The sequence below is a fragment of the Saccharopolyspora oryzae genome, assembly GCF_027853915.1.
In the GTDB taxonomy this organism is placed as follows: Bacteria; Actinomycetota; Actinomycetes; order Mycobacteriales; family Pseudonocardiaceae; genus Saccharopolyspora; species Saccharopolyspora oryzae.
In genome coordinates this window covers 1-22,560 of record NZ_JAQGLA010000036.1, presented here as the reverse complement: position 1 = coordinate 22,560, position 22,560 = coordinate 1, and the positions used below count along the sequence as shown (strand labels likewise).

The 22,560-nt window shown below is 69.5% G+C and carries 16 protein-coding genes; 5 read left to right on the top strand and 11 right to left on the bottom strand.

Annotated elements, in window-relative coordinates; translation table 11 throughout:
* Positions 1–111 precede the first annotated feature (111 nt).
* Positions 112–846 (top strand): sugar isomerase domain-containing protein, encoded by a 735-nt coding sequence (locus tag OU415_RS21035; protein WP_408641880.1) that lies wholly within the window; start codon positions 112–114, stop codon positions 844–846.
* 120 nt (positions 847–966) lie between these two features.
* Here OU415_RS21035 and OU415_RS21030 read toward each other — a convergent pair whose 3' ends face one another.
* The 5 genes from OU415_RS21030 to OU415_RS21010 all read right to left on the bottom strand — a co-directional run bounded on the left by OU415_RS21030 (position 967) and on the right by OU415_RS21010 (position 6,365).
* The gene (locus tag OU415_RS21030; protein ID WP_333778341.1) at positions 967–1,770 is read right to left on the bottom strand and encodes an enoyl-CoA hydratase/isomerase family protein; all 804 of its coding nucleotides are present in this window, start codon (positions 1,768–1,770) and stop codon (positions 967–969) included.
* Between the two features lie 113 nt (positions 1,771–1,883).
* Positions 1,884–2,093: a helix-turn-helix domain-containing protein gene (locus OU415_RS21025; protein WP_010310662.1), complete on the bottom strand. Its 210-nt coding sequence runs from the start codon at positions 2,091–2,093 to the stop codon at positions 1,884–1,886.
* A 188-nt stretch (positions 2,094–2,281) separates the two neighbouring features.
* Positions 2,282–3,910 carry an ABC-F family ATP-binding cassette domain-containing protein gene (locus OU415_RS21020; RefSeq protein ID WP_270950634.1) on the bottom strand — a complete coding sequence of 543 codons (1,629 nt, stop codon included), beginning with the start codon at positions 3,908–3,910 and terminating at the stop codon, positions 2,282–2,284.
* Between the two features lie 215 nt (positions 3,911–4,125).
* Positions 4,126–4,800 (bottom strand): acVLRF1 family peptidyl-tRNA hydrolase, encoded by a 675-nt coding sequence (locus OU415_RS21015; RefSeq protein WP_270950633.1) that lies wholly within the window; start codon positions 4,798–4,800, stop codon positions 4,126–4,128.
* On the bottom strand, positions 4,797–6,365 hold the full coding sequence (locus OU415_RS21010; RefSeq protein WP_270950632.1) for a deoxyguanosinetriphosphate triphosphohydrolase family protein: 1,569 nt from the start codon (positions 6,363–6,365) through the stop codon (positions 4,797–4,799). The genes OU415_RS21015 and OU415_RS21010 overlap by 4 nt, the downstream gene beginning before the upstream one ends.
* 108 nt (positions 6,366–6,473) lie before the next feature.
* Between OU415_RS21010 and OU415_RS21005 the strand changes: the two genes are divergently transcribed.
* The 3 genes from OU415_RS21005 to OU415_RS20995 all read left to right on the top strand — a co-directional run bounded on the left by OU415_RS21005 (position 6,474) and on the right by OU415_RS20995 (position 12,109).
* Complete coding sequence (locus tag OU415_RS21005; protein WP_270950631.1) at positions 6,474–7,676, top strand: lycopene cyclase family protein; 1,203 nt, start codon at positions 6,474–6,476, stop codon at positions 7,674–7,676.
* 203 nt (positions 7,677–7,879) lie between these two features.
* Positions 7,880–9,604 carry a GGDEF domain-containing protein gene (locus OU415_RS21000; RefSeq protein WP_270950630.1) on the top strand — a complete coding sequence of 575 codons (1,725 nt, stop codon included), beginning with the start codon at positions 7,880–7,882 and terminating at the stop codon, positions 9,602–9,604.
* Positions 9,605–9,727: 123 nt separating this feature from the next.
* Positions 9,728–12,109 carry a GH92 family glycosyl hydrolase gene (locus OU415_RS20995; protein ID WP_270950629.1) on the top strand — a complete coding sequence of 794 codons (2,382 nt, stop codon included), beginning with the start codon at positions 9,728–9,730 and terminating at the stop codon, positions 12,107–12,109.
* Here the strand turns inward: OU415_RS20995 and OU415_RS20990 are convergent.
* From OU415_RS20990 to OU415_RS20965, 6 genes are all read right to left on the bottom strand, one after another.
* The gene (locus OU415_RS20990; protein WP_270950628.1) at positions 12,104–13,459 is read right to left on the bottom strand and encodes a glucose-6-phosphate dehydrogenase; all 1,356 of its coding nucleotides are present in this window, start codon (positions 13,457–13,459) and stop codon (positions 12,104–12,106) included. The two genes, OU415_RS20995 and OU415_RS20990, sit on opposite strands and share 6 nt — an antisense overlap.
* Positions 13,456–15,282, bottom strand: a complete 1,827-nt coding sequence (locus OU415_RS20985; RefSeq protein WP_270950627.1) for a glycoside hydrolase family 15 protein — start codon at positions 15,280–15,282, stop codon at positions 13,456–13,458. Before OU415_RS20985 ends, OU415_RS20990 begins: the two co-directional genes overlap by 4 nt.
* Before the next feature lie 9 nt (positions 15,283–15,291).
* Positions 15,292–16,326, bottom strand: coding sequence for an NAD(P)-dependent alcohol dehydrogenase (locus OU415_RS20980; RefSeq protein ID WP_270950626.1), 1,035 nt, complete (start codon positions 16,324–16,326; stop codon positions 15,292–15,294).
* 101 nt (positions 16,327–16,427) lie between these two features.
* Complete coding sequence (locus OU415_RS20975; protein ID WP_270950625.1) at positions 16,428–18,386, bottom strand: hypothetical protein; 1,959 nt, start codon at positions 18,384–18,386, stop codon at positions 16,428–16,430.
* Positions 18,322–19,032: a hypothetical protein gene (locus OU415_RS20970; protein ID WP_270950624.1), complete on the bottom strand. Its 711-nt coding sequence runs from the start codon at positions 19,030–19,032 to the stop codon at positions 18,322–18,324. The genes OU415_RS20975 and OU415_RS20970 overlap by 65 nt, the downstream gene beginning before the upstream one ends.
* Before the next feature lie 87 nt (positions 19,033–19,119).
* On the bottom strand, positions 19,120–20,064 hold the full coding sequence (locus tag OU415_RS20965) for a nitroreductase/quinone reductase family protein (protein ID WP_270950623.1): 945 nt from the start codon (positions 20,062–20,064) through the stop codon (positions 19,120–19,122).
* A gap of 789 nt (positions 20,065–20,853) precedes the next feature.
* On the opposite strand from OU415_RS20965, the gene OU415_RS20960 reads away from it, so the two are divergent.
* On the top strand, positions 20,854–22,263 hold the full coding sequence (locus OU415_RS20960; RefSeq protein WP_270950622.1) for an HNH endonuclease signature motif containing protein: 1,410 nt from the start codon (positions 20,854–20,856) through the stop codon (positions 22,261–22,263).
* The last annotated feature ends 297 nt before the right edge of the window (positions 22,264–22,560 follow it).

Sequence of the window (22,560 nt, the reverse complement as noted above, 5' to 3'; positions counted from 1 at the left end):
GATCAACACCCTACCCGCGCACCACACCAGTGGTGGAAGCGGTCCTTGACCGCCGCGTCATCAAATTGGTATAGACCTTACGTCCGTTCCGCTCTCCCACAGGAGCCCCGAATGTCGGAAACCGCGCCCGGCCACGCCGCGCACATGCTCGAACACCTGCGGAAGATCGGCGCGCACAACGCCGAGAACCTGCGCACCGCAGCCGAGCGGCTGCTCACCGCGATCCGCGCGGACGGCCTGGTGTGCACGGCCGGGGCGGGCCACTCGCTGGCCGGGGTGATGGAGACCTTCTACCGGGCGGGCGGTCTTTCCGCGGTCCGGCCGCTCTACCACCACGACCTGCTGCCGCTGCACGGCGCGGTGCCCAGCACCCGGACCGAACGGCGCACCGGCCTGGCCGAGGAGATCCTCACCGGGGCCGGGTTCCAGGGCGGAGTGGACGCGCTGGTGGTGTTCTCCAACTCCGGGGTGAACCCCTATCCGGTGGAACTGGCCCGAATCGCCCGAACGGCGGGATCGCCGGTCATCGCGATCACCTCGCCGACGGCGAGCGCCGAAGCCCCCAAGCGCGCCGGGACCACGCTGGCCGAAGAGGCCGAGATCGTGCTGGACACCCTGGTGCCGGGCGGCGACGCCAGCTACCCGGCCGACGCCCCGGTGACGGCCCCGCTGTCATCGATGGCCAACGCGTTCCTGTGGAACTTGCTGCTGGTCGAGCTGTTCGACCAGGCTGCGACCGAAGGCGTCGACCTCCCGGTCTGGCGCAGCTCGAACACGGTGGGCGGCGACGAAGCCAACGCCGCGAACCTCGAGCACTACGGCAAACGAGTCCCAGGCCTGCTCTGAAAAACCAAGCCCTGTCCTTGAACCCCTTTTGCGGGGCGCGGGTAGCGAGAGTGGGCTATTCGCCTGGCGGCGAATACAAGCAAAAGAGCACAAACCAGGATCGAAGACGAGTTCTGAGAATCAGTCGGACTGCGCGGCGATTTCCGCGATGCGGCGGAGTTGGGCGGCTCGCTCCGCTGCCAGCTGTTGTTCGGGGTCGACCGCTTCGTCGGCCTGCACCAGCAGCGCCAGCGTTTCGCGCACCGCGCCGAGCGGCGGTTGCTCGACGGCTGCGGCCAGTTCGTCGACCGCCGCGTCGAGCCGGTCCGGTTCGACCACCGAGTTGACCAGTCCGAGCCGCAGCGCCTCCTCGGCGCGCACTTCGCGCCCGGTCAGGCAGATCTCCACCGCCCGCGCGTATCCGACGGTTCTGACCAGCGGCAGCGTGCCGCCCAGATCGGGCACGAGACCCAGTCCGGTCTCGGCCATGCGGAAGCTGACGTCGGCGGCGACCACTCTGAGGTCGCACGCCAACGCCAGCTGGAATCCAGCACCTATCGCGGGCCCCCGGACTGCCGCGATGGTGACCCGGTCGGGTTCGCGCAACCAGCTGAACCCCTGTTGGAAGCCGGCGATCTCGGCGTCGGCTTGTTCGGTGGGGCGCTGGGCCAGCGCGGCCAGCCCCGGCGCCCCGTCGACCTCGGCGGCGGTGAACAGCCGCCGATCCAGCCCGGCCGAGAACGCCCGGCCGGCGCCGCGCAGCACCACGACCCGGACCTCCGCGTCCAGGCATCGACCGATCTCCCGGAGCGCCTGCCAGGTGTGCGGTGTCTGCGCGTTGAGCACGTCCGGGCGGTTCAAGGTGATCGTGGCCCGCCGACCTCGGATCGTGAGCCCCACACCGCCACGATCCAGCAGGTCGGCGTCCACCATCGACTCCGCCAAGCGGACCTCCTCGCTGAGAGCCTGCGTCCGCGCACCGCGGAAGCGGCGTCAGCCGCTCGGATCACCTGCGCGAGGTGATCACCGACAGGCCCTGCGGCCGATGGCCGCCGAGCTCACTTCTTCTTGGAACGAGTCGCGCCCCCACGACCGCGCAGCTGCACACCTGATTCGCTCAGCACCCGGTGCACGAAGCCGTACGACCGGCCGGTCGCTTCCGCGAGCGCGCGGATGCTAGCCCCCTTCTCGTACTTCTTCCTCAGGTCACTGGCAAGCTTGTCCCGCGCACTCCCTGTGATGCGCGCACCTTTCTTCAGCTCAGCCACGGTGTCCCCGCCTTCCCTCTGAGCAGGTCGGGCCTCGCGACCCCTGTCAGCGCAATGATCGAACAGGAAAGGCGGGAACGCCAGGCGATCATGGAAAAAAGATCGGCCAATGGCCGAGATGACCGCCCGGCGATCACCGGAAAGCACTAATCCATCCGCAGTAGTGCGACTCTGGTCGGCCGTGCCTGCTAGGCGAGCTGGACGAGGTCCAGGTAGTCCTCCGACCAGTGGTCTTCGGTTCCGTCGGGCAGCAGGATGACCCGTTCCGGTTCCAACGCCTGCACCGCACCCGGGTCGTGCGTGACCAGGACGACCGCGCCGGTGAAGCTGCGCAGCGCGTCGAGCACCTGCTCGCGGCTGGCCGGGTCGAGGTTGTTGGTCGGCTCGTCCAGCAGCAGCACGTTGGCCGCGCTGGAGACCAGTCCGGCCAGCGCCAACCGCGTCTTCTCACCACCGGAGAGCGTTCCGGCCGGCTGCTGCAGCTGCTCGCCCTGGAACAGGAACGCGCCCAGCAGGGTGCGCAGCTGCTGCTCCGGGGCGTCCGGGGCGGCGCTGCGGATGTTCTCCCAAACCGAGGCGTTGTGGTCCAGCGTTTCGTGCTCCTGCGCGAAGTAGCCGATGCGCAGCCCGTGACCTGGGACGACCGCGCCCGAGTCGGGCTTCTCGACGCCGCCCAGCAGGCGCAGCAGGGTGGTCTTGCCAGCACCGTTGAGGCCGAGCACGACGACCCGCGAACCGCGGTCCACCGCGAGGTCGACACCGCTGAAGATCTCCAGCGAACCGTAGGACTTCGACAGGCCGTCGGCGGTCAGCGGGGTTCGCCCGCACGACGCCGGATCCGGGAAGCGGATCTTGGCGACCTTCTCCTGGGCCTGCTCGGTCTCGGCCTCGGCCAGCAGCTTCTCCGCGCGGCGGGCCATGTTCTGCGCGGCGACCGCCTTGGTGGCCTTGGCGCGCATCTTGTCGGCCTGCGCCATCAGCGTGGAGGCCTTCTTCTCCGCGTTGGCGCGCTCGCGGCGGCGGCGCTTCTCGTCGGCCGCGCGGGCGTCCTGGTAGCGGGCCCAGTCCATGTTGTAGACGTCGGCCTCGCCGCGGATCGCGTCCAGGAACCACACCTTGTTGACCACCGCGGCCAGCAGGTCCACGTCGTGGCTGATCACCACCAGCCCGCCGTCGTGGGCCTTGAGGAAGTCGCGCAGCCAGTTGATCGAGTCGGCGTCGAGGTGGTTGGTCGGTTCGTCGAGCAGCAGCGTGCTGGCCGAACGGCCGCCCGGACCGGCCTCGGAGGCCGCGAACAGGATCCGGGCCAGCTCGACGCGACGGCGCTGACCACCGGAAAGAGTGCTCAGCGGCTGCTCGAGCACCCGGTCGGGCAGTCCGAGGTTGCTGCAGATCCGCCCGGCCTCGCTCTCCGCGGCGTACCCGCCGCGCGCGCCGAAGCGCTCCTCCAGCCGGCCGTAGCGGGCGATCGCCTTGTCGCGCTGGCGGTCGTCGGCCAGCTCGGCCATCGCCGTCTGGGCCTTCTCCATGTCCCGCAGCAGCTGGTCCAGGCCGCGCGCGGACAGCACCCGGTCCTTGGCCGAGACGGTGAGGTCGCCTTCGCGCGGGTCCTGCGGCAGGTAGCCGAGCTCGCCGCGGCGGATCACCTCGCCCGCGTAGGGCTCGCCCTCCCCCGCCAGCACTCGCAGGGTGGTCGTCTTGCCCGCGCCGTTGCGGCCGACGAGGCCGATCCGGTCGCCGGGCTGGACGCGCAGCGTGGCGTCCGAGAGCAGGATGCGGGAACCGGCGCGCAGCTCCAGGCCGGTGGCAGAAATCAAGGGGAACTCCGGGAGTAGTGGTCGAGCGATTCCACGAACGCGCCCACCGGGAGGAACCGCGGTGGGCGGAGAAGCTGATTGGCCCGGCTAATCGATGAGCGGGCGGATCAGCGACGGGGTGGCGCGGGGAACGCGAACCACGAAACGCTTGGTGACCACGAAACCAGTGTAACGGGCGATGTCCACCGAATTATTAGCGGATCACATCTCCTCGGTCACACGCCGTCGTGGACCTGGATCTCCACCCCGGTGGCGCGCTTGGCCGCTTCGTCGAGCACCGCGCGGCGCGGTTCCGGCACGTCCAGCACCCGGTCCTCGGCCGAGGACAGCAGGTCGGCCAGCCGCCGGTCCTCCTTCAGCACGTCGAGCGCCTGCCGGTCACCGCCCAGCACGACGGCGTCGAGCTCGTCGCGCACCGGCAGCAGGACCCGGGCCACCGCGTCGGCGGCGTCCTCCAGCGACCGCCGCGACTGGCCTTCGCGGCGTCGCGCGAAGCGCTGCTGCGACCAGCCGCCCGCCTTGTTCCGGCCGTGCACCAGGTGCCGACCGGTGGTGGACCGCTCGATCCGGCCGCCGCGGGCGATGCCGACGCTGTGCGCGCCGAGCCGCACCAGCACCAGCCCGATCCGGCGCGGCTGCTCCAGGTGCTCGACCAGCGGCTGCACCACCAGCCCGGGTTGCTCGCCGTGCGGCGGGGGCAGCGGCCCGAACGGCACGTCGACGACCGCCCGCCCGCCGTCGCCCGCGCGCACCTCGATCCGCCGCGGCTCCACGACGGTGCGCTCGACACCGCCGTGCGACACCGCGAAGCGGTCGAACCAGCCCGCCACGCGCTCCGGCACCACCTCGACGGCGCGTCCCCCACCGGGGAGCTCGCGGGCCCTGCTCACAGCACGAACGTGTCGTTCCACAGCCGCGTGGTGCGGCCCGAGAGGGCCTCGAGCAGCGCGGCGGCCTGGTCGTCGGTCAGCGAGGCGACGAAGTCGATCACCGCTCGGCCGCGCGCCATCCGCTCCATGTGCGCGGCGTCCAGCTCGACCTGCTCCCCCGGCTGCACCAGCAGTTCCGGTGCGTCGCGGTGCAGCACGACGAGCTCGGCGCGGGCCCGGTCGAACAGGTCGCGCAACCGGTGCGGCAGCCGGGCGGCCTCGCTGCGGTCGATCAGCCAGTTGTCCAGCGCTTCCACCAGCTTGCTCAGCAGCCGGTCCTGGCCGCGCTGGTGCAGCGCGAGGTCCGGGCGCTGCAGCACGAACCGTCGGTGCACGAACTTCAGCACCTGCACCTCGTGCCACTGCTCGACGGCCAGCGCGACGTGCCCGGAGCGCGTCGGCGGCTCCTCGACGACCTGGATGCCCTCCACCAGCCGCTGCGTCCACTCCCCGGAGAACGCCGCGACGGCCTGCTCGGCCTGCTGCGAGCGGTCGAAGGGCACTTCCAGCAGCTTGGTGACGAGGTTCGCGACGACCTTCTTGACCGCGCTGACGAACGCCTCGTCGTCGGCGATCCACCCGTCCTTGGCGTGCAGGCGGCGGCGCAGCCGCTCCAGCGAGCAGCCGGGGCGCAGTTCCTCACCGGCGAGGTCGGCGTCGGAGCGGCCGGCGAACTCCACCGCGTGCCCCAGCCACTCGGTCAGCTCGTGGGAGACGCTGGTGTGCTGCAGGATCCCGACGCGGTGGAAGTCCTCCAGGTCGTGGATCGCGTAGGCGATGTCGTCGGCGGTGTCCATGACCGACGCCTCGACGGTCTGCTGCCAGTCCGCCAGCAGCCCCCGGAACGGCGACCGCGCGTCGACCATGTCGTCGAGCTCGGTGCGGTAGCAGGAGAACTTCGCCGACCCGGTGCCCGGCGCCTCGTCCGGTTCGGAGGCACCGCGCGGGGGCACCGGCATGTGCCGCGGGTGCGGCTGGGGCTCGGAGAGCCGGGTCCACGGGTACTTCAGCAGCGCCGCGCGCACCGCGGCGGTCAGGTCCAGGCCGTCGCCGTCGGTGCCGCGGACGTCGATGCGGGTCACCACGCGGTAGCTCTGGGCGTTGCCCTCGAAGCCGTCGGGCAGCGCGAACCGCTGCCGGGCGAGCCGGTCCAGCACGCTCTCGCCGAGGTGCCCGAACGGCGGGTGGCCGAGGTCGTGCCCGAGCCCGGCGGCCTCCACCACGTCGAGGTCGCAGCCGCCCAGCCGGTCCATCTTGGCCAGGTCGACGGGGTCGGCGACCAGTCGTTCGGCGATGGCGCGGGCGACCTGGGCGACCTTCAGGCTGTGCGTCAGCCGGTTGTGCAGCAGCAGGCCGGAACCGCTGGGGCTGACGACCTGCGTGACCCCGCCCAGCCGGGCGAAGAACGCCGAACTGGACACCCGGTCGCGATCCGCCCGGAACGGGCTGGCGGCCAGGTCACCAGGGGCTCGACGAGGGCCGGAACGACCGCTCCGCCGACCGGTCCGAAGCTGCGCATCCTGCATGGCCACACGTTAGCTGGTGGAAGTACCCGAACTCGATCTGTGTGATGTTCGACGGCGGAGGCCGTGCCCTGGCGGCGGGGGTGGCGCCGGTCGTGATCTGATTCCACCGTGGCAGATGTCGTGGTGGTCGGCGGCGGTCCGGCGGGTCGGGCCGCGGCTGCGGCCTGCAGCGACACCGGCCTCGAGGTCGTGCTGGTCGATCCGGCGCCGCGCCGCGTGTGGCCGCACACCTACGGCTCGTGGCGCGATGAGCTGCCCGCGTCGGTCCCCGGCACCGCGCTGGCCTCGGTCGTGGACCGGATGGCCCTGCACGGCACGCACCGGCACGAATGGGCCCGGCAGTACGCCGTCCTGGACAACACCGCGCTGTGGAAGCACCTCTGGCGCCACGACGTCGCGGAGGTCACCGGGCGCGCGAAGGCCGCTGAGCACGGCCCCACCGGGTCGACGGTGGTGCTCAAGGACGGCAGGCGGATCGCCGCGGCCGTCGTCGTCGACGCGACCGGCGCGGCCCGCACGCTCTCCGGTGGCCGCCCGGCGCACACGCCCGCGCAGCAGAGCGCGGTCGGCTGGGTGGTCAGCGCCGCGGCCGCCGAGCCGTTCTGCAGCCGCGACTCGGGCGTGTTCATGGACTGGCGCCCGGCCCCGCAGACGCGCGGCGGCTGGCCGACGTTCCTCTACGCCGCGCACGTCGGGCCGGACCGGGTGCTGCTGGAGGAGACCTCGCTAGCCCGGCGCCCCGCCCTGCCGCTGGCCCAGCTGCGTAGGCGGCTGGCCGGGCGGCTCGCGGCCGCCGGGGTGGACGAGTCGGAGCGGATCACCGAGGAGCGGGTGCGGTTCCCGGTCGACGACCCGCTGCCCCGGCCGGGGCGGGTGATCCCGTTCGGCGCGGCCGCCGGTTTCGTGCACCCGGCCAGCGGGTTCAGCATCGCCGCGTCGCTGCAACGCGCGCCGTGGTTGGCTGCGGCGATCAGCGCAGCGTTGCCGTCCGGCCCGGCTGCGGCGGCGCGCGCGGGCTGGTCGATCCTCTGGCCACCGCGCGCTGTGACCGGCCACGTGCTGCGCCACCGGGCCCTCCAAGCGCTGCTGTCCTTCCCGCCCGAGCAGGTGCCGGAGTTCTTCGAACTGTTCTTCGGGCTCGCCGAGCGCCACCGCACTGCCTTCCTGACCCCCGACGACGATCCGGCCGGCACGGCAGCGGCGATGTCCGCCCTGTTCGCGAGCGCGCCGTGGCGCGTCCGCCGCCGGCTGGCGCTGGGCGGGTTGTCGGTCGGCCACCGCCTCGCCCGCCACGGCCTCGGCGGCAGCTGAGACCTGGGCTTTTCCGGCAGACCGGGCACCCACCGTGGTCGTTGCGCTGCGAATTGTTGTGTCAACCGCCACCCACTTGCGGCAACCCGTGTTCGGTGCTGGTCAAGCACGCTAAGTTGGTCGGCGGGGAGAGGCGGTCCTCCACCGAGGAGGAGGAACTGAGATGTCGGTGAACAGGTCGTGAACACCGTCGATGGAGCAGCATGAGTGCGGGCAACATCGACTCCGTGCTAGCGCTGGTTGACGAAGTGCGCTTCGCGTTCCAGCCGTTGATCAACATCAAGACCGGAGCCATCGTCGCGATCGAGGCATTGGCCCGACCGGCTGGCAAGCACGTCCAAGAGCTGTTCCAGGAGGCTGCCCGGCAACGGCGGCTGACCGAGCTGGACGTGGCGTTGGCGACTGCGGCGCTGACCGCTGCCGCCGAGCACGAGTCGCTGCTGCCGCTGCACCTGAACATCTTCGGCGGCACGGTCATCCACGACCTCGAGCGGCTGGACCTGCTGCGCGAGCGGCTGCGCGAGATCGGCCGCCGCGAGCAGGAGGTGACGCTGGAGATCGGCCCGCCGTTCGCCCGGCTGAACACCGACGACCTGCTGGCCGGGGTGGACAAGCTGCGCGCCGACGGGTTCCAGATCGCGCTGGACGGCGTCGGCGAGGGCGACGTGCCGCTGAACCTGATCGCCGACATCGGCCCGGCCGTGGTCAAGCTGGACCGCGGGGTGGTCCAGCAGCTGCCGGACAGCCCGGCGCGGATCGCGGTGGTCGAGTCGGTGCGCCACCTGTGCGAGTCCACCGACAGCCAGCTGGTCGCCGAAGGCGTGGAGAACGAGCGCCAGCTGACCACCTTGCGCCGCAACGGCGTCCGCCTGGTGCAGGGCAACCTGCTCGCTCCCGCGGCGCGGCGGCCACCGACGGCCAGCAGCGTGCCCGGGGTGGCCGCGGAGGTGACCGATCCGCACGGTCCGCCGATCAGCTCGCTGGCCAGCGGTCCCCGCGTCACCGAGTTCCTGTCCCCCGCGACGATCCTGCCCACCGACGTCACCGCCGACAAGGTGCGCGGCGTGCTGGCCGACCACCCGGAGATCAGCGGTGTGGTGCTGGTCGACGACCGGAACCGGCCGCAGTGGACCATCGACCGCAACCGGTTCCTGCTCGCGGTGACCGGCCCGTACGGCCACGCGCTGCACGCCAAGCGCCCGGCCTCGCGCCTGGCCGACGAGCCTCGGGTGGTCAACACCGCGACCACCGCGATGGAGGCGCTGAGCCTGGTCACCGGCTCCGCCCAGAACCGGATGTACGACGACGCGATCGTGGTCGACGAGCTGGGCCGCTGCCTGGGCGCGGTGCGCGCCGGCGACCTGATCCGCGGCATGGCGGAGCTGAAGGTGGAGGAGGCGGCGGCGCTGAACCCGCTGACCCGGCTGCCGGGCAGCGACGCGATCGCCCGCGACGTCACCCGGCGCATCGCCGCCGACGAGGTCTTCGCGGTGAGCTGGCTGGACATCGACGGGTTCAAGACGGTCAACGACACGGCCGGTTTCTCCGCCGGCGACGACCTGATCCGCGCCATCGGCCGCAGCCTGACCGATGCGGCGACCTCGCTGAGCTCGGTGCAGGTCGGGCACGTCGGCGGCGACGACTTCCTGCTGGTGGCCGATCTGGACGACCTGGTGTCGCTGGCCGAGCTGGTGCTCGACCCGGAGCGCTCGGCGGGCGGCGTGCCGGTGAGCCTGTCGCTGGCGACGCTGGTGTGCACGCCGAGCACCGTGTCGGGCTACGACGAGGTGTCCAGCCGCTTGGCGCCGCTGAAGAAGCACGCCAAGTCGCTGACCGGATCGAGCTGGGTCATGTCCCGCCCCGGCTCGGACCGCATCGAGGTGCTCCGCGGCGAACGCTCCGACGCACCGCGGGATTCGGATCGTTAGCGCAGGTCAGAGCTCTCCGGCGAAGAGGATCACTCACCCGGACGATTGCCGCGGACCACCGATATCGCCCTAGGCTGGTGGTCGAACGAAGTTTGACAACGTTGTCAAAGTCGTGGAGGGCTCGTGCCAGCACACCGCCATCGGCTCGCGACCACCGCAGCGCTGCTGTTGACCGCGCTGACCACCACCCCACTGCCCGCCACCGCGCAACCCACCGACCCGGTCCGCGCGGTCAACACCTTCATCGGCACCAAGGACGAGGGCAACACGTTCCCCGGCGCCGCCGCCCCGTTCGGCATGACGCAGGTCAGCCCGATCGGCACGCACTACGCGGGATGGCGCTACGACGACGCCCGGATCAAGGGCTTCGGCCACTTCTTCCTCTCCGGCGCGGGGTGCTGGGAGCAGGGCGGCCTCGTCTCGACCCTGCCCACGGCGGGCAGCATCGGCGCCGGCCCCGGTCACGACTTCGACATCACCGCACCGTCCACTTTCGACCAGGACCAGTACGCCTCGGCCTACACCCACGACGGCGAGGTCGGCGAGGCGGGCTACTACCGGACCCGGCTGACCGACCGCGGCGGCATCGACGTGGAGGCGACGGCCGACACGCGCGTCGGGGCCGAGCGCTACACGTTCGACGGCGGTCCGGCGAACGTGTTCCTCAACGTCGGGCAGGCCAACGTGCGCAACCCGGTCAAGGCCAGCGGGCTGGAGGTGGTCGACGACCGCACGGTGCGGGGTTGGGTGCGCAGCAAGGGTTTCTGCGGCGGCGAGGACTACACGCTCTGGTTCACCACCCGCTTCGACAAGCCGGTGGAGTCCTTCGGCACGTGGCAGCCCGACGGCGGGCAGTTCGACCGCCGCTCGGTCTCCGGCGGTGAAGGCCTGCGCGGCGCGTGGCTGACCTTCGGCGACGACCAGGTCACCGCGACAACCTCGATATCCTATGTGGACGCTGCGGGCGCGGACGCGAACCTGGCCGCGGAGGGCTCGCGCGGCTTCGACCAGATCCGCCAGCAGACCCAGAACCGCTGGAGCCGCGAACTCGACCGGATCCGGGTGGCGGGCGGAACTCCGGACGACACAGCGGTTTTCTACACCTCGCTCTACCACGTCCTGCTGCAACCGTCGACCGCCACCGACGCCGACGGCCGGTACCGGGGCTTCGACGACGCGATCCACCGGGCCGAGGACTGGACCTACTACCAGTTCTTCTCGCTGTGGGACACCTACCGCACGCAGAACCAGCTGCTGGCGCTGCTGGCCCCGGACCGCGCGCGGGACATCGCGCGCAGCGTGCTGGCGATCGACGAGCAGGGCGGCTGGCTGCCGCGCTGGGCGTACGCGAACTTCGAGACGAACACCATGACGGGCGACCCGGTCACGCCGTTCCTGGTCGACCTGTGGCGCTTCGGCGCGCTGGACGGACGCGAGCAGCAGGCCTACGAAGCGTTGCGGCGCAACGCCAACGAGGTCCCGCCGGCCGATTCGAAGTTCGAAGGCCGGGCCGGCAACGACTCGTACCTGTCGCAGGGATTCGTGCAGTACGACCCCGACTTCCCGAAGAAGGGCCAGGACGTCGACCCGGCGCACGGCGGCTCGGCGACCATGGAGTACGCGTTGGCCGACTGCTCGCTGTCGGTCATGGCCGGGGCGCTGGGACGCGCGGAGGACGCCGCGCAGCTGGCGGAACGCGGACGCAACTGGCGCAACGTCTGGGACCCGGCGGTGCACGACGCCGAGCGCGGCTTCACCGGTTTCCCGCGCCCGAAGAACGCCGACGGGACCTGGTTCGAACCCTACGAACCGGTCTCCGACAAGGGTTTCCACGAAGGAACCGCTTGGCAGTACCAGTGGTTGACGCAGCAGGACGTCCCGGGACTGCTCGACGCGGTCGGCGGCGCGCAGCAAGCCGAGCAGCGGCTGGACACGTTCTTCGCCCACGACCAGCTGGTCCAGGACCCGGCGCGCACGGCCCGCGAGGAGTGGGTGATCGACCCGTACGACTACTACGGCCAGTTCCGCTACAACCCCAACAACGAACCGGACCTGCACGCGCCGTGGATGTACTCGCTGATCGGCCGGCCGGCGAAGACCTCGGCGGTGGTCCGCGCCCAGCAAACGTTGTTCACCAACGCGCCCGACGGGGTGACCGGCAACGACGACCTGGGCACGATGTCGGCCTGGTACGTCTTCAGCGCCCTCGGCCTGTACCCCGCGACACCGGGCACCGGCCAGTTCGTGCTGAACGCCCCGAGGTTCACCGAAGCAGTGGTGCGGATCCCCGGTGGAGCGCCGTTGACCATCACCGCGGCGAACGCCGACGGCGCGAAACTTCAGTACGTGGACGAAGTCCGCACGTCGAACACCCCGCAGGAGCAGGTGTGGATCGACCTCGAGCGCGTCCGCGCGGGCGGCACCATCGACTACCGCCTGTCCGATTCGCCCACCGACTGGGGCACGGGTCCCGGGGCCGCTCCCCCGTCCCCGTGCCGGTCATGACGGGCCCTGCGAACCTGCCGGATATTCCTGGAGGGGAACGAGATCCCGTTCCCAGGCCGACAGGACGGGGGTGACGACCCGCCAGGCCTCTTCGGCTTCATCGCCGCGGATGGACAGGGCGGGATCGCCGGTGAGCACGTCGAGCAGGAGCCGGCCGTAGGGAGGTAGATCGGGTGGGTCCATGCGCGCGGTGAGCGTGAACGGAGCGAAAGTGCGCGCGTGCGGGCCCATTCCGGTCAGGTCGAGCGCCAGGCCTTCCGGCTCGAGCCCGAACCGGAGCACGTTGGGCAGGACTTCCCCGCCGTGCCCGAAGGGGATGTGCGGCACCGGCCGGAACCGCACGGTGACCTCCTTGCGGTCGGCGCCGAGCGCCTTTCCGCTGCGCAGCAGGAACTTGGTGCCCGACCAGCGCCAGCTGTCGATCTCGAGCTCGACCTCGGCGAACGTCTCGGTGCGGCGTCCCGGGTCCACGCCTTCCTCGTCGACGTAGGCGGGAACGTCGTGGTCGTCGATCCGGCCGGCCGCGTAGCGGGCGCGGCGCGTGCGGTGGACGACGTCGTCGTCGGTGAGCGGCCGCACCGAGCGCAGCACGTCGACCTTCCGGTCGCGCAGATCGCGCTCGCCGAGGCTGACCGGAGGTTCCATCGCGACCAGGCAGAGCAGTTGCAGCAGGTGGTTCTGCACCATGTCCTTGAGCGCCCCGGCGCTGTCGTAGTACCCCGCCCTGCCCTCCAGCGCGAGGTCCTCGTCCCAGACGATCTCCACCTCGGCGATGTGGGTGCTGTTCCAGAGCGGTTCGAGCACGCGGTTGGCGAGCCGGGCGCTGAGCACGTTCGCGACGGTGGTCATGGCCAGGAAGTGGTCGACCCGGTACACCGCCTCCTCAGGCACGAGCTCGGCGAGCAGCCGGTTCAGCTCCACCGCGCTGTCCAGGTCTTCGCCGAACGGCTTCTCGAGCACGATCCGGCTGCCCGCCGGGAGTTCCGCGCGGTGCAGCGCGGTGACAGCGGAGGGGAACAGCGCTGGTGGAAGGGCGAGGTAGACGGCCAGGGGGTCGTCACCGGCGACGACCGAAGCGACGTCGGCGCTGTCGGTGACATCGGCCCGCTGGAACCGGGCTGAAGCGACGACCGCCTTCCTCGCGTCAGTCGGCAACCCGCCGCCGTGACGTTCGAGCTGGCTGGCGGCCCAGGACTGGAACTGCCCGTCGTCCCAGTCGCTGCGGTCGGAACCGACCAGCTGGAACCGATCCCCGAGGTGTCCCTCCGCCCGCAGCGCGGCCAGTCCCGGCAGCAGGAACCGGGCGCTGAGGTCGCCCGTGGCACCGAAGATGACGAGCCGATCGATCATCGCAGCCCCGCTTTCACCCGTGAGAGGATCACCCCGCTGGCGATGACGCCGATGTGGCTGAACGCCTGCGGGAAGTTGCCCATGAACGCACCGGTGGTCGGATCGATCTGCTCCGAGAACAAGCCGAGAGCGCTCGCCCTGGCGCACAGCGAGGCGTACAGCTGCTCGGCCTCCTCGATCCGCCCCTGGCCCGCCAGGTTGTCGACCAGCCAGAAGCTGCACAGCACGAACGCGCCTTCGTCACCGGGCAAGCCGTCCGCCGACTGGTCGTGCAAGTACCGGTAGAGCAAGCCGCCGCCGGCCGACAGCCGCTCGGCGATGGCATCCGCGGTGGCGATCATGCGCGGGTGGTCGACCGGCACGACCTGGCGCAGCGGGAGCGCCAGCAAGCTCGCGTCCAGACCGCCGGTGCCGTCGAGGTGTTCGCGCAAAGTCCGGGCGCGCTCGTCCCACGCCTGGTCCAGGATGAGCTGGCGCAGCTTGTCCGCCGCGGCCCGCCAGCTCGCGACCTGCGCGGACAGCCCGTTGCGATCACCGATCGCGGCGGCTCGATCCAACGCGACCTGGCACATCCCGGCCGAGTAGGTGAACACCCGGCCTTCGCTGCGCACCTCCCAGATGCCCTGGTCCGGCTGCCGCCACGCCTTCGCCGCGGTGTCGGCGAGCCGGGTCAAACCGGCTCTGAGCGCCGGCTCCAGCGTTCCGCCCGCGCGCAGCCACTGGTCGGCGCAGTCCAGCACCTCGCCGTAGACGTCGTGCTGGCGCTGGTCGGCCGCGCCGTTCCCCCACCTCACCGGGGCCGAACGCCGGTAGCCCTCCAGCTCGGCGTCCTCGACCTCGTCGGGTACCGGGCCGCCGTCGAGTGTGTACATGATCCGCGGCATCCGGCTCTGCTCGAAGGCATCGAGGACCCAGCCGAGGAAGGCGTCGGCTTCGCCGCCGAAGCCGACGCGGCGCATCGCGAACACGGTGAACGCCGCGTCCCGGATCCAGGTGTAGCGGTAGTCCCAGTTGCGGATCCCGCCGATCGGCGCGGGCAACGACGACGTCGGGGCGGCGACCAGCGCACCGTTGACCCAGTCGTCGCACAGCTTCAGGGTGATCGCGGCGCGGCGCACCAGCGGTTCTTCCGGGCCGTCGTAGTCGAAGTGCGCCATCCACCTGCGCCACGCGTCGGCGGTGTCGCGCAGCATTCGCTCGGCGTCGAGGCGGTGGTGGCGGTGGATGCGTCCCCAGGACAGCACCAGGTCGAGCCGGTCGCCGCGGTGGAGCTCGTGGGTGCTGTCCAGGCCGTTGAGCGGGCGGTTCGAACGCAGGTGCAGGCGCAGGTCCGACCGGCCGGGAACGTGCAGTTCCAGGCCGCTGAACAGCGGACGGACCTGCGCACCGCCGCGGGGTTGCAGGGTCGCGCGCAGCCGGACGTCGCCGTCCAGGACCTCGGCGGATCGCACGAGCTCGGCTCGCTGCGCTGGAGCGTCGTCGGCGAGCTCGGCCCCTGACCGCACCACGAGCGCGTCGGTGACGCGGACCGCGCCCGTGGTGCTGGCCAGGTCGGTGGTCAACACCGCGGTGTCCGGCTCGTACCGCTGCCTGGCCTGGACCAGGCCCTCCGGCTGGACGGTGAAGTGGCCGCCCCGCGCGTGGTCCAGCAGACCGCAGAACAGCGGGTCGGAGTCGAAGCGGGGAACGCACATCCACGGGATCGACCCGTCGAGGCCGACGAGCGCTGCCGCCGCACCGTCGCCGATGAGACCGAGGTCCTCGAGCGGCAGGTAACCTCCGGGTCTGCGGACCGGCCTGAGCGGTGGGTCGAGATCCAGCATGGCGTGCGCCTAGAAGGTGACCAGGACCTTGATGGTGTCCTCGATCTTCTGATCGGAGACCTCGAAAGCCCGTTCCATCTCGTCGAACCGGAACTTGTGGGTGGTCATGGGCGTGGGATCGACCCGGTTGGTCCGCAGCACCCGCAGCAACCGCTCCATGCGCAACCTGCCGCCCGGGCACAGCGCGGTGGCGATCGTCTTCTCCGCCATGCCCACTCCCCACTCGACGCGGGGAATGCGCACGAACTCGCCTTCGCCGAAGTAGCCGATGTTGGAGATCGTCCCGCCGGGTTTGGTGATCTTCACAGCGGTTTGGAACGTCGCGTCGGCACCGAGCGCCTCCACCGCGGTGTCCGCCCCGTCGCCCCCGGTCAGCTCCTGGACGCGCTCGAGGACGTCCTCCTTCGTGAAGTCCACGATCTCGTCGGCACCGTAGGTCCGCGCGAGTTCTTGCCTGTTGGGAACGGATTCCACCCCGATGACGAGCCCGGCCCCGCGGAGCCGCGCCCCCACCGTGGCCATCAACCCGACCGGCCCCTGCGCGATCACGACGACGGTCCCCCCGATCGGGATGTTGCCCTTCTCCGCACCGGCGAACCCCGTCGAGAGCATGTCCGCGCAGTACACGGCGGCCTCGTCGGGAATCTCCGCCGGAATCCGCGCGAGATTCGCATCGGCGTCGTTGACGTGGAAGTACTCGGCGAAAACCCCGTCCTTGCGGTTGGCGAACTTGAACCCGCCGAGCGGCTCACCGGACTGCGAAGGATGCCCGTTCTGCGCCGCCGAACTCCCCCAGTCCGGAGTGATCGCACCGACCAGAACGCGATCCCCCGGCTGGAAGTCCCGCACCTCATCACCGACCTCGTGCACGACGCCAACAGCCTCGTGACCGAGCGTCAAGTCCTCCCGAGGCCCGATCCCGCCCCTGACGGTGTGCGAATCCGAAGTGCAGATGAGAGCACTGGTCGTCCGCACAACAGCATCCCGGGCCCCGGGCCGCGGCACGGCCTTGTCCACGAACCCGACCTGCCCGATCTCCTTCATCACGAAAGCCTTCATCATCACCGCCCGCCCAAAGCCGACAAACCCCCATCGCACTACCCCACCCAACGACCCGTTAAGCACCCAGGGGTTTCATCGAACGATCAGTTCCGGCGCAAGGTTCTGCTGGCCGCTGCGATGATCGCGGTGGCCAGCACCCACCCGGAAACCATCAGCACCCACATGACCGCCTTGGACGGACCGATCACGTCCCACGCCTTCTCGTGCCCGAGATCCAGGAGCGGGATGAGCAGGTCCAAGGCGTACAAGAACGGGTCCCACGCCGGGTGTTCGTCGGCCTTGACCGCGCATGGACCGAGTTCGGGCACCCCGGTGAGAAGACACGGTCCGCTGCCCAAGGCGAAAGCCGCGCCGCCGAGCCCCCAGAGGAGCACGAACAGCACCACAGCTCGCGAAGGCCGATATCCGTAACCGAGCACCGAATCCTGCAGAAACCCCCATCCCCGGCGAAGCGCGTACCTGACCCGCCGGCGGACGGACCGGGTGTCGCGCATCCCCGGCTCGCGATAAGAGCGCCTCACGGCGGCCAAGCGGACCGTCCGCGCACCATCCTTGTCCCCCGCAGCGGTCAGGCAGTTCGCCAGCTGCTCGTACGGCCCCGGCACGAACTGCGGCGTGGCGAGCTCGAGCCACGAAAGACGCTCCGGCAACGTCACCTCTGCGGTGAGCCGCTCGTAGCTGAACCCGGCCAGATCGACCTCGTGCTCTCGTGGCCACGCCGCCGCTCGATCCACCAACAAGCCGACTTGCGCGTTGGCCAAGCGAATCGCCCCTCCGGGCATTTCCGCGGGCAGCAGTCGGACCACACTGGCTTTGAGCCGGACAGCATCGAGCGCACACCCGCTGCGCCCGCCGAGCTGGGCGTCGTCGAGCCGCACGTCCTGGCCGATCACCGCATCCGCCAGGATGACCTTGTCCGCGAAAGAGCTCTCCGCCATGTTCAGCTGCCGACCGACCGTCGTGCCGGTCAGATCGAGCGAGAACGAACCCACTTCCTCCAGGTCCATCCTCCGCGCACCACCGGTGACCGCCGCTTCGGTGATTCGCAGAACGTGCCTGATCTCCGACGACGCGAGCACAACGCCGCCGTCCGCGGAGATCTTCGAGAGAACCACGGTGTCCACCGTCAGATTCGAAGCACTGATCACGAGCTCGCCAGGTGCTTCCAGGACGGCGCCGTGGAACGTGACGTGCGGTACCACCAGGTTGACGAGGCGAACCTCACCCGAACAGCGAAAACCCGTCCCCGCATGCAGACGACCCCGGATCGTCGTGTCGGACAGGTGCGCGGTCGCAACGAGCAGATCGACCGAAGACTTCCCCGCATCGCCACCGTCCTCGGGCTCGCAACCATCCCCTGCCAGCTCCAAGCCGGCGAGCTTCAAGTCGCCGGACACTTCGCTGGTCGCGATGCGCAAGGCGTCGCCGCCCTGGGACATCAGCTTGCCGTTGCAGATCGACACGAGACCGCTGACCGTGCTGTTCGAAAGGTCGAAGGACGTGCCTTCGACACCGTCGAGCACCACGTCACCGCTGATCGTGCAGGTCGCGACGCGCACCGCACCCGAAAGCCTGGACCCGCCTTCCAACCGGAAACCGGCACCGAACGATGCGGCGACGGCGTTGATCGCGCGTCCTCCCCTCCCGGTCAACTGGCCGTCCCGGATTCTGAAGACACCGCCGACGCGAGTACCGACGAGGTTGATCACCCCGTCGACCACAACGGGTTCGGTCGCCTCGACCCCACCAGCGATGCCCGCCCAGTCCAGGGCGATCACCATGCCCGAGCTCGAATGCGGGGAGGTGATCGCCGCTCTGTCCAGCCGGAGCTGACCGGTGATCGTGGCGTGCCGGTAGTCCAGAACGCCGCGGCAGGAGAAACCCGAACGCAGATGGGCAGAACCGCGAATCTCCGCACCGCTGAAGTCGATCGCGCAAGCATCGGGGTGGTCGTGCTGCGCGCTCTGCAGGTTCAGATCACCGCCCAGCCGTGCCCCGGCGAACCGAACCTTCCCGTTGAACCTGGCCCCTCTCGCGTCCAATCCCAAAGAGGCTCGCTGACGTGCCATCGACCGCGACACCGCCCGGATTGGCGGCTATCGCGAGCTCCAGCAGCAGGGCACCGCTCACCACTGCCCCGGGGAGATGAAGTGTGCCGCGCAGATCGGTGTTCTTCACGACCAGATCACCATCGATGTGCGCGGTCGTGAGGTTCACCGCGATACCGCTGGTGTTGTTGACCCTGCTGCCCTGCAGGTCCACTTCTCCAGCGATGCGCGCGTCTTCCAGATCGACGTGAACAGCCTTGCGCAGTCTGCGAAGCCACAGCGGCCCTTCGCATCGAAGCCGGGCGGCCCGAACCGTGCCGATCTCGCAGTTCTCCAGGTGGATCCGCGATGTGCTGGCATCGTCGAGCACCAGATCGCCTTCGAACCGGCAGTTCCGGAAAACCATCGGGACGGACACCGAGCAGTCCGACAGATCCACATCGCCGGTGATCCGAGCGCCGATCAACTCCAGAGCCGGGCCAGGTCCGCGCTCAGAAGACGCAACCACGAGTTCGGCGATGAACGACGCTCGGACCACCTGGTCGTTTTCCAGCAAGAGCGGCTCACGACGCTCGAACGCCCGGTTGAGCAACTCCTCGACAGATGAGGAATCCGCTCCCGACAGGTCGCCTGCCCCCATGCCCATCAACCCCCAAGATCAGCTGCCGGGCGAACCTAGCGCAGCGCCGGGACGGCCAGAGCCGTTTCGCTCAATTCCTCGGCCGGCTCACGGGATGTTCGGGGCTGGGCCGAGGGTGTTGAGGGCGGTGACGATCGTTTTCTCCTCGTAGGTGAAGTGGGCTTCGAGGTCTTGGGTCAGGGTCTCGAGGTGGCTCTTCAGCTTCGCCGGGTTGGTCTTGCCCGGTACGTACTCGTCGACGAGCTGGCGGATCTCGTTCTGCAGCCTGGATACGACGGCGTGCTCCTCGCCGAGCCTTTCCAGCACTGGGGCTAGGTCTGGGAACTGCTGGGTCAGCATGGGGAAGGCGCCCTGGTCTTCGCCGGTGTGGTGCTGCTTCAGGGCTGCGCAGAACTCCGTGCAGTGCGTTCGCAGTTGCTGGGCCAGGCTCGGCTTCGGGCGGACGAGATCGGGGTCGGTGTTGCCCTCGATGATCTCGTCCAGTTGGCGGTGGAGTTCCGCTAGTTCCGTGCGCAGCCAGTCGTGGGCTTCTACCAGGAAATCGCCCAGACCTCGGACTCGTTCCTCACCCGGGGAGTCCTGAGTGGACATCGGGTCGATTCGGCGCAGGGTGACCACCGGGAGGACTCTCGTCGTCTTCCTCTGGTACTCGCGCATTCCCTCGTTCTGCTCCGCCACCGCGGCGAAGAGGTGATCGCGTCGCGCACCGGTCTCGATGGTTGCGATCGCCTCGTAGGTTTCAGCGCCGGTCTCGACCGTGACCTGCGGGTTCTTGCGGATGTTGTGGTACCAGGCCGGGTTCTTCGGGCCACCCATCACCGAGGCCACGACCAGCGGTTGACCTTCGATCTCGAAGTAGCCGAGCGGGGTTTCCCTGCGCTTGCCGGTGCGGGCACCCGTTGTCGTCAGGATGCACACCGACCAGCCCTCCATCCAGCCGGTCAGCTTTCCTTCGTTCCTTCGGAACTCCGCCATCACCTGGTTGTTGAAGGCTCGGACGTCGAAGTTGTCGGTTGTCTCTTTCTCGGTCATGCACACCTTTCCTGATCTTGAGCGATCGGAGGTTTTGCACCGAGATGCAGACACACTGGAGCCCCGCGGGCCAGGGACGTGGAGGCAGGCACGTTGGACCGCACGTCTTTGCAGTCCGACGTAACCAGATGCGGGACACTTACTCGTGTCGCAGCTCGATGGTGGCTTTAGAAGCCGCTACCTCCATGTGTAGGCCCATCCGGGGCTCGGTTGCGAGGCTAGCGTGGTTTGGTCGTGGCTGCAAGGCTTTTCGTCGTTTGCTTTTCTGTTGCCGTTGTGGCTGGGACTTTTGGGTGTTCCGTTGTCAGTGGGGCCATCCCCGTGTTTGGTGGATTGTGGGGGCTGCGTCCCGGAGGTCAAGCCCGGCCTGGCGGCCGCCCCTTCGGGGTTTCAGGCTTGACATCCGGGCCGCAGCCCCGTTTTGGCTTTATGTCACGGGGATGGCCTGGTGTGGGATCGGCTTTGCTCGTCTTCGACTTCGCGGTGGCCGTTTTCGGGGCGGTTGAGGCTGGTTTTGGTTTCGTTGTTGGTGGTTGGGCGCGTTCGGCGAGTTGGCGGCTGGAGCAGGACCGGCCGGAGCGAGGCTGGGCTGATCGGGGTCGTTCTTAGGCGGACCGTCGTTTGGTGTCGCTTTCAGTTTCCGCGCGGCTGATTCTGGCCCACTGAAAGAACTTTCAGATCTGACCAGCGCGGTTCGCCACAGCGTGAACCGCCTGACGCTCGTGGATCACCGGATCGTGCGACCCTTAAGTGCTCGAAATTGTGTTCGATGCTTGGGATACTTGAGTCATGGAACCGATGACCACCTTCACCACGACTCCCGGCGCGAACGCCGAGGCAGTTGTGGCTGCGACCGCGCCCACGGATGCGTCCGTGCCTGGTGCTGCGGTCGTTGGACCGTGGGTGGAGTCATCGCAGGCGGCGTCGTACTCCAACGTCGAGCTCACTGCACGGATTGCTGAGATCGAGCGCTCCATCCGGCAGGCGAGGATGGAGCAGCTGGCGCTCATCGCCGAAGCGGACCGTCGCCGCCTGTTCGCCGAGCAGGGCGCACGGTCCACTCAAGCCTGGCTGCAGGGTTTGCTCCGCATCGATTCCCGCGAGGCCAAGAACCGCATCCAAGTCGCCAACGGCGTGACCACATGCTCGGACGAGCACAGCGAACCGTCGCCGGCTGAATTGCCCATCACGGCCAAGTCTTTGACCGAAGGAACGATGGGAATCGAACACGCGACTATTATCACGCGCTGCATTCGAGCACTGCCTGAATCCGCCCAGCACCGCGCGCACGAGGTCGAGGCGCTGCTGGTCCAGAACGCACGCCGAATGTGCCCGCGCGACCTGGCAAAACTGGCCGAACGAATCAAGTACGTGTTCGACCACGAGGGAGTGCTGCAGGACGAACGCGCCCAGCACGAGGCTCGCGAACTCCACTACGCAACTGCCCGCGACGGCATGCTGGTCATCAAAGCCCGCCTGGACCGCGAGACCGGCGCGAAGTTCGTGGAGGCCCTCCGCCCCCTGGCCGCACCGCGCCCGGAAACCAACGGCGAGAAGGACCCCCGCACGGTCGGCCAGCGCAACGCGGACGGATTCGCGGCAATGGTCGACCTCGCCCTCGACTCCGACCAGATGCCGCGCACCGGCGGCCAGCGCCCCCACCTGACGGTCACCATCGACTTCGACGACCTCAAGAACCGCCTGACCAGCGAAATGCCCGGCCTCCTGACGACCACCGAGCAGTCCATCACCCCCGAGAACATCCGCCGCATCGCCTGCGACGCCGAGGTCCTGCCCATGGTCCTCGGAAGCGACAGCCTCCCCCTCGACGTGGGAACCGCGCAACGAACCGCCCCCACCCACATCCGCGCAGCGCTCCTCCAACGAGACGGCGTGTGCGCGTTCCCTAGCTGCGACCGCCCGCCGGGCACCCCGCAAGCCCACCACATCGAGCACTGGGTCGACGGTGGCCCCACCGAGATCAACAACATGGTGATGCTCTGCCCGCACCACCACCGAAGGATCCACGACCAGCACTGGTCGATCACCATGCGCCGAGGACGCCCGATGTTCACCCCACCGTCCAACATGGACAAGACAAGAACACCACAACCCGGCGGCAAAGCCCTACCAGCCGCCTACTGGGACAACCTCCGGGAACTGATCCCCACCCCAAGAACCCCGGAGGTCACCCGATGACGCCCGCGCACGAAAGCCCGGGCGCAACCCCAACGCGCCCACAAACCCAACCCAACGAGCCCAGACCAACAACACGAACTCGACGGCCGGACCAAACCAAACACCAGACGACAGAACCGAAATCAGCCCCAGCCACCCGAGAGAAAGGCGACCCGATGGCTCACAGCAGGCGGCCATTCCACACCGGGTCATCCCCGTGACATGAAGCCGAAACGGGGTTGCGGACCGGATGTCAAGCCTGCAAACCCCGAAGGGGCGGCCGCAAGGCCGGGCTTGACATCCGGGACGCAGCCCCCA

What these genes read in the sequence shown, in the direction of transcription:
- OU415_RS20990 (WP_270950628.1), bottom strand. Translation starts at nt 13,459, where the DNA reads ATGATCGATCGGCTCGTCATCTTCGGTGCCACGGGCGACCTCAGCGCC.
- OU415_RS20985 (WP_270950627.1), bottom strand. Translation starts at nt 15,282, where the DNA reads ATGCTGGATCTCGACCCACCGCTCAGGCCGGTCCGCAGACCCGGAGGT.
- OU415_RS20970 (WP_270950624.1), bottom strand. Translation starts at nt 19,032, where the DNA reads ATGGGGGCAGGCGACCTGTCGGGAGCGGATTCCTCATCTGTCGAGGAG.
- OU415_RS21000 (WP_270950630.1), top strand. Translation starts at nt 7,880, where the DNA reads ATGAGTGCGGGCAACATCGACTCCGTGCTAGCGCTGGTTGACGAAGTG.
- OU415_RS20960 (WP_270950622.1), top strand. Translation starts at nt 20,854, where the DNA reads ATGGAACCGATGACCACCTTCACCACGACTCCCGGCGCGAACGCCGAG.
- OU415_RS20980 (WP_270950626.1), bottom strand. Translation starts at nt 16,326, where the DNA reads ATGAAGGAGATCGGGCAGGTCGGGTTCGTGGACAAGGCCGTGCCGCGG.
- OU415_RS20965 (WP_270950623.1), bottom strand. Translation starts at nt 20,064, where the DNA reads ATGACCGAGAAAGAGACAACCGACAACTTCGACGTCCGAGCCTTCAAC.
- OU415_RS21010 (WP_270950632.1), bottom strand. Translation starts at nt 6,365, where the DNA reads ATGCAGGATGCGCAGCTTCGGACCGGTCGGCGGAGCGGTCGTTCCGGC.
- OU415_RS21035 (WP_408641880.1), top strand. Translation starts at nt 112, where the DNA reads ATGTCGGAAACCGCGCCCGGCCACGCCGCGCACATGCTCGAACACCTG.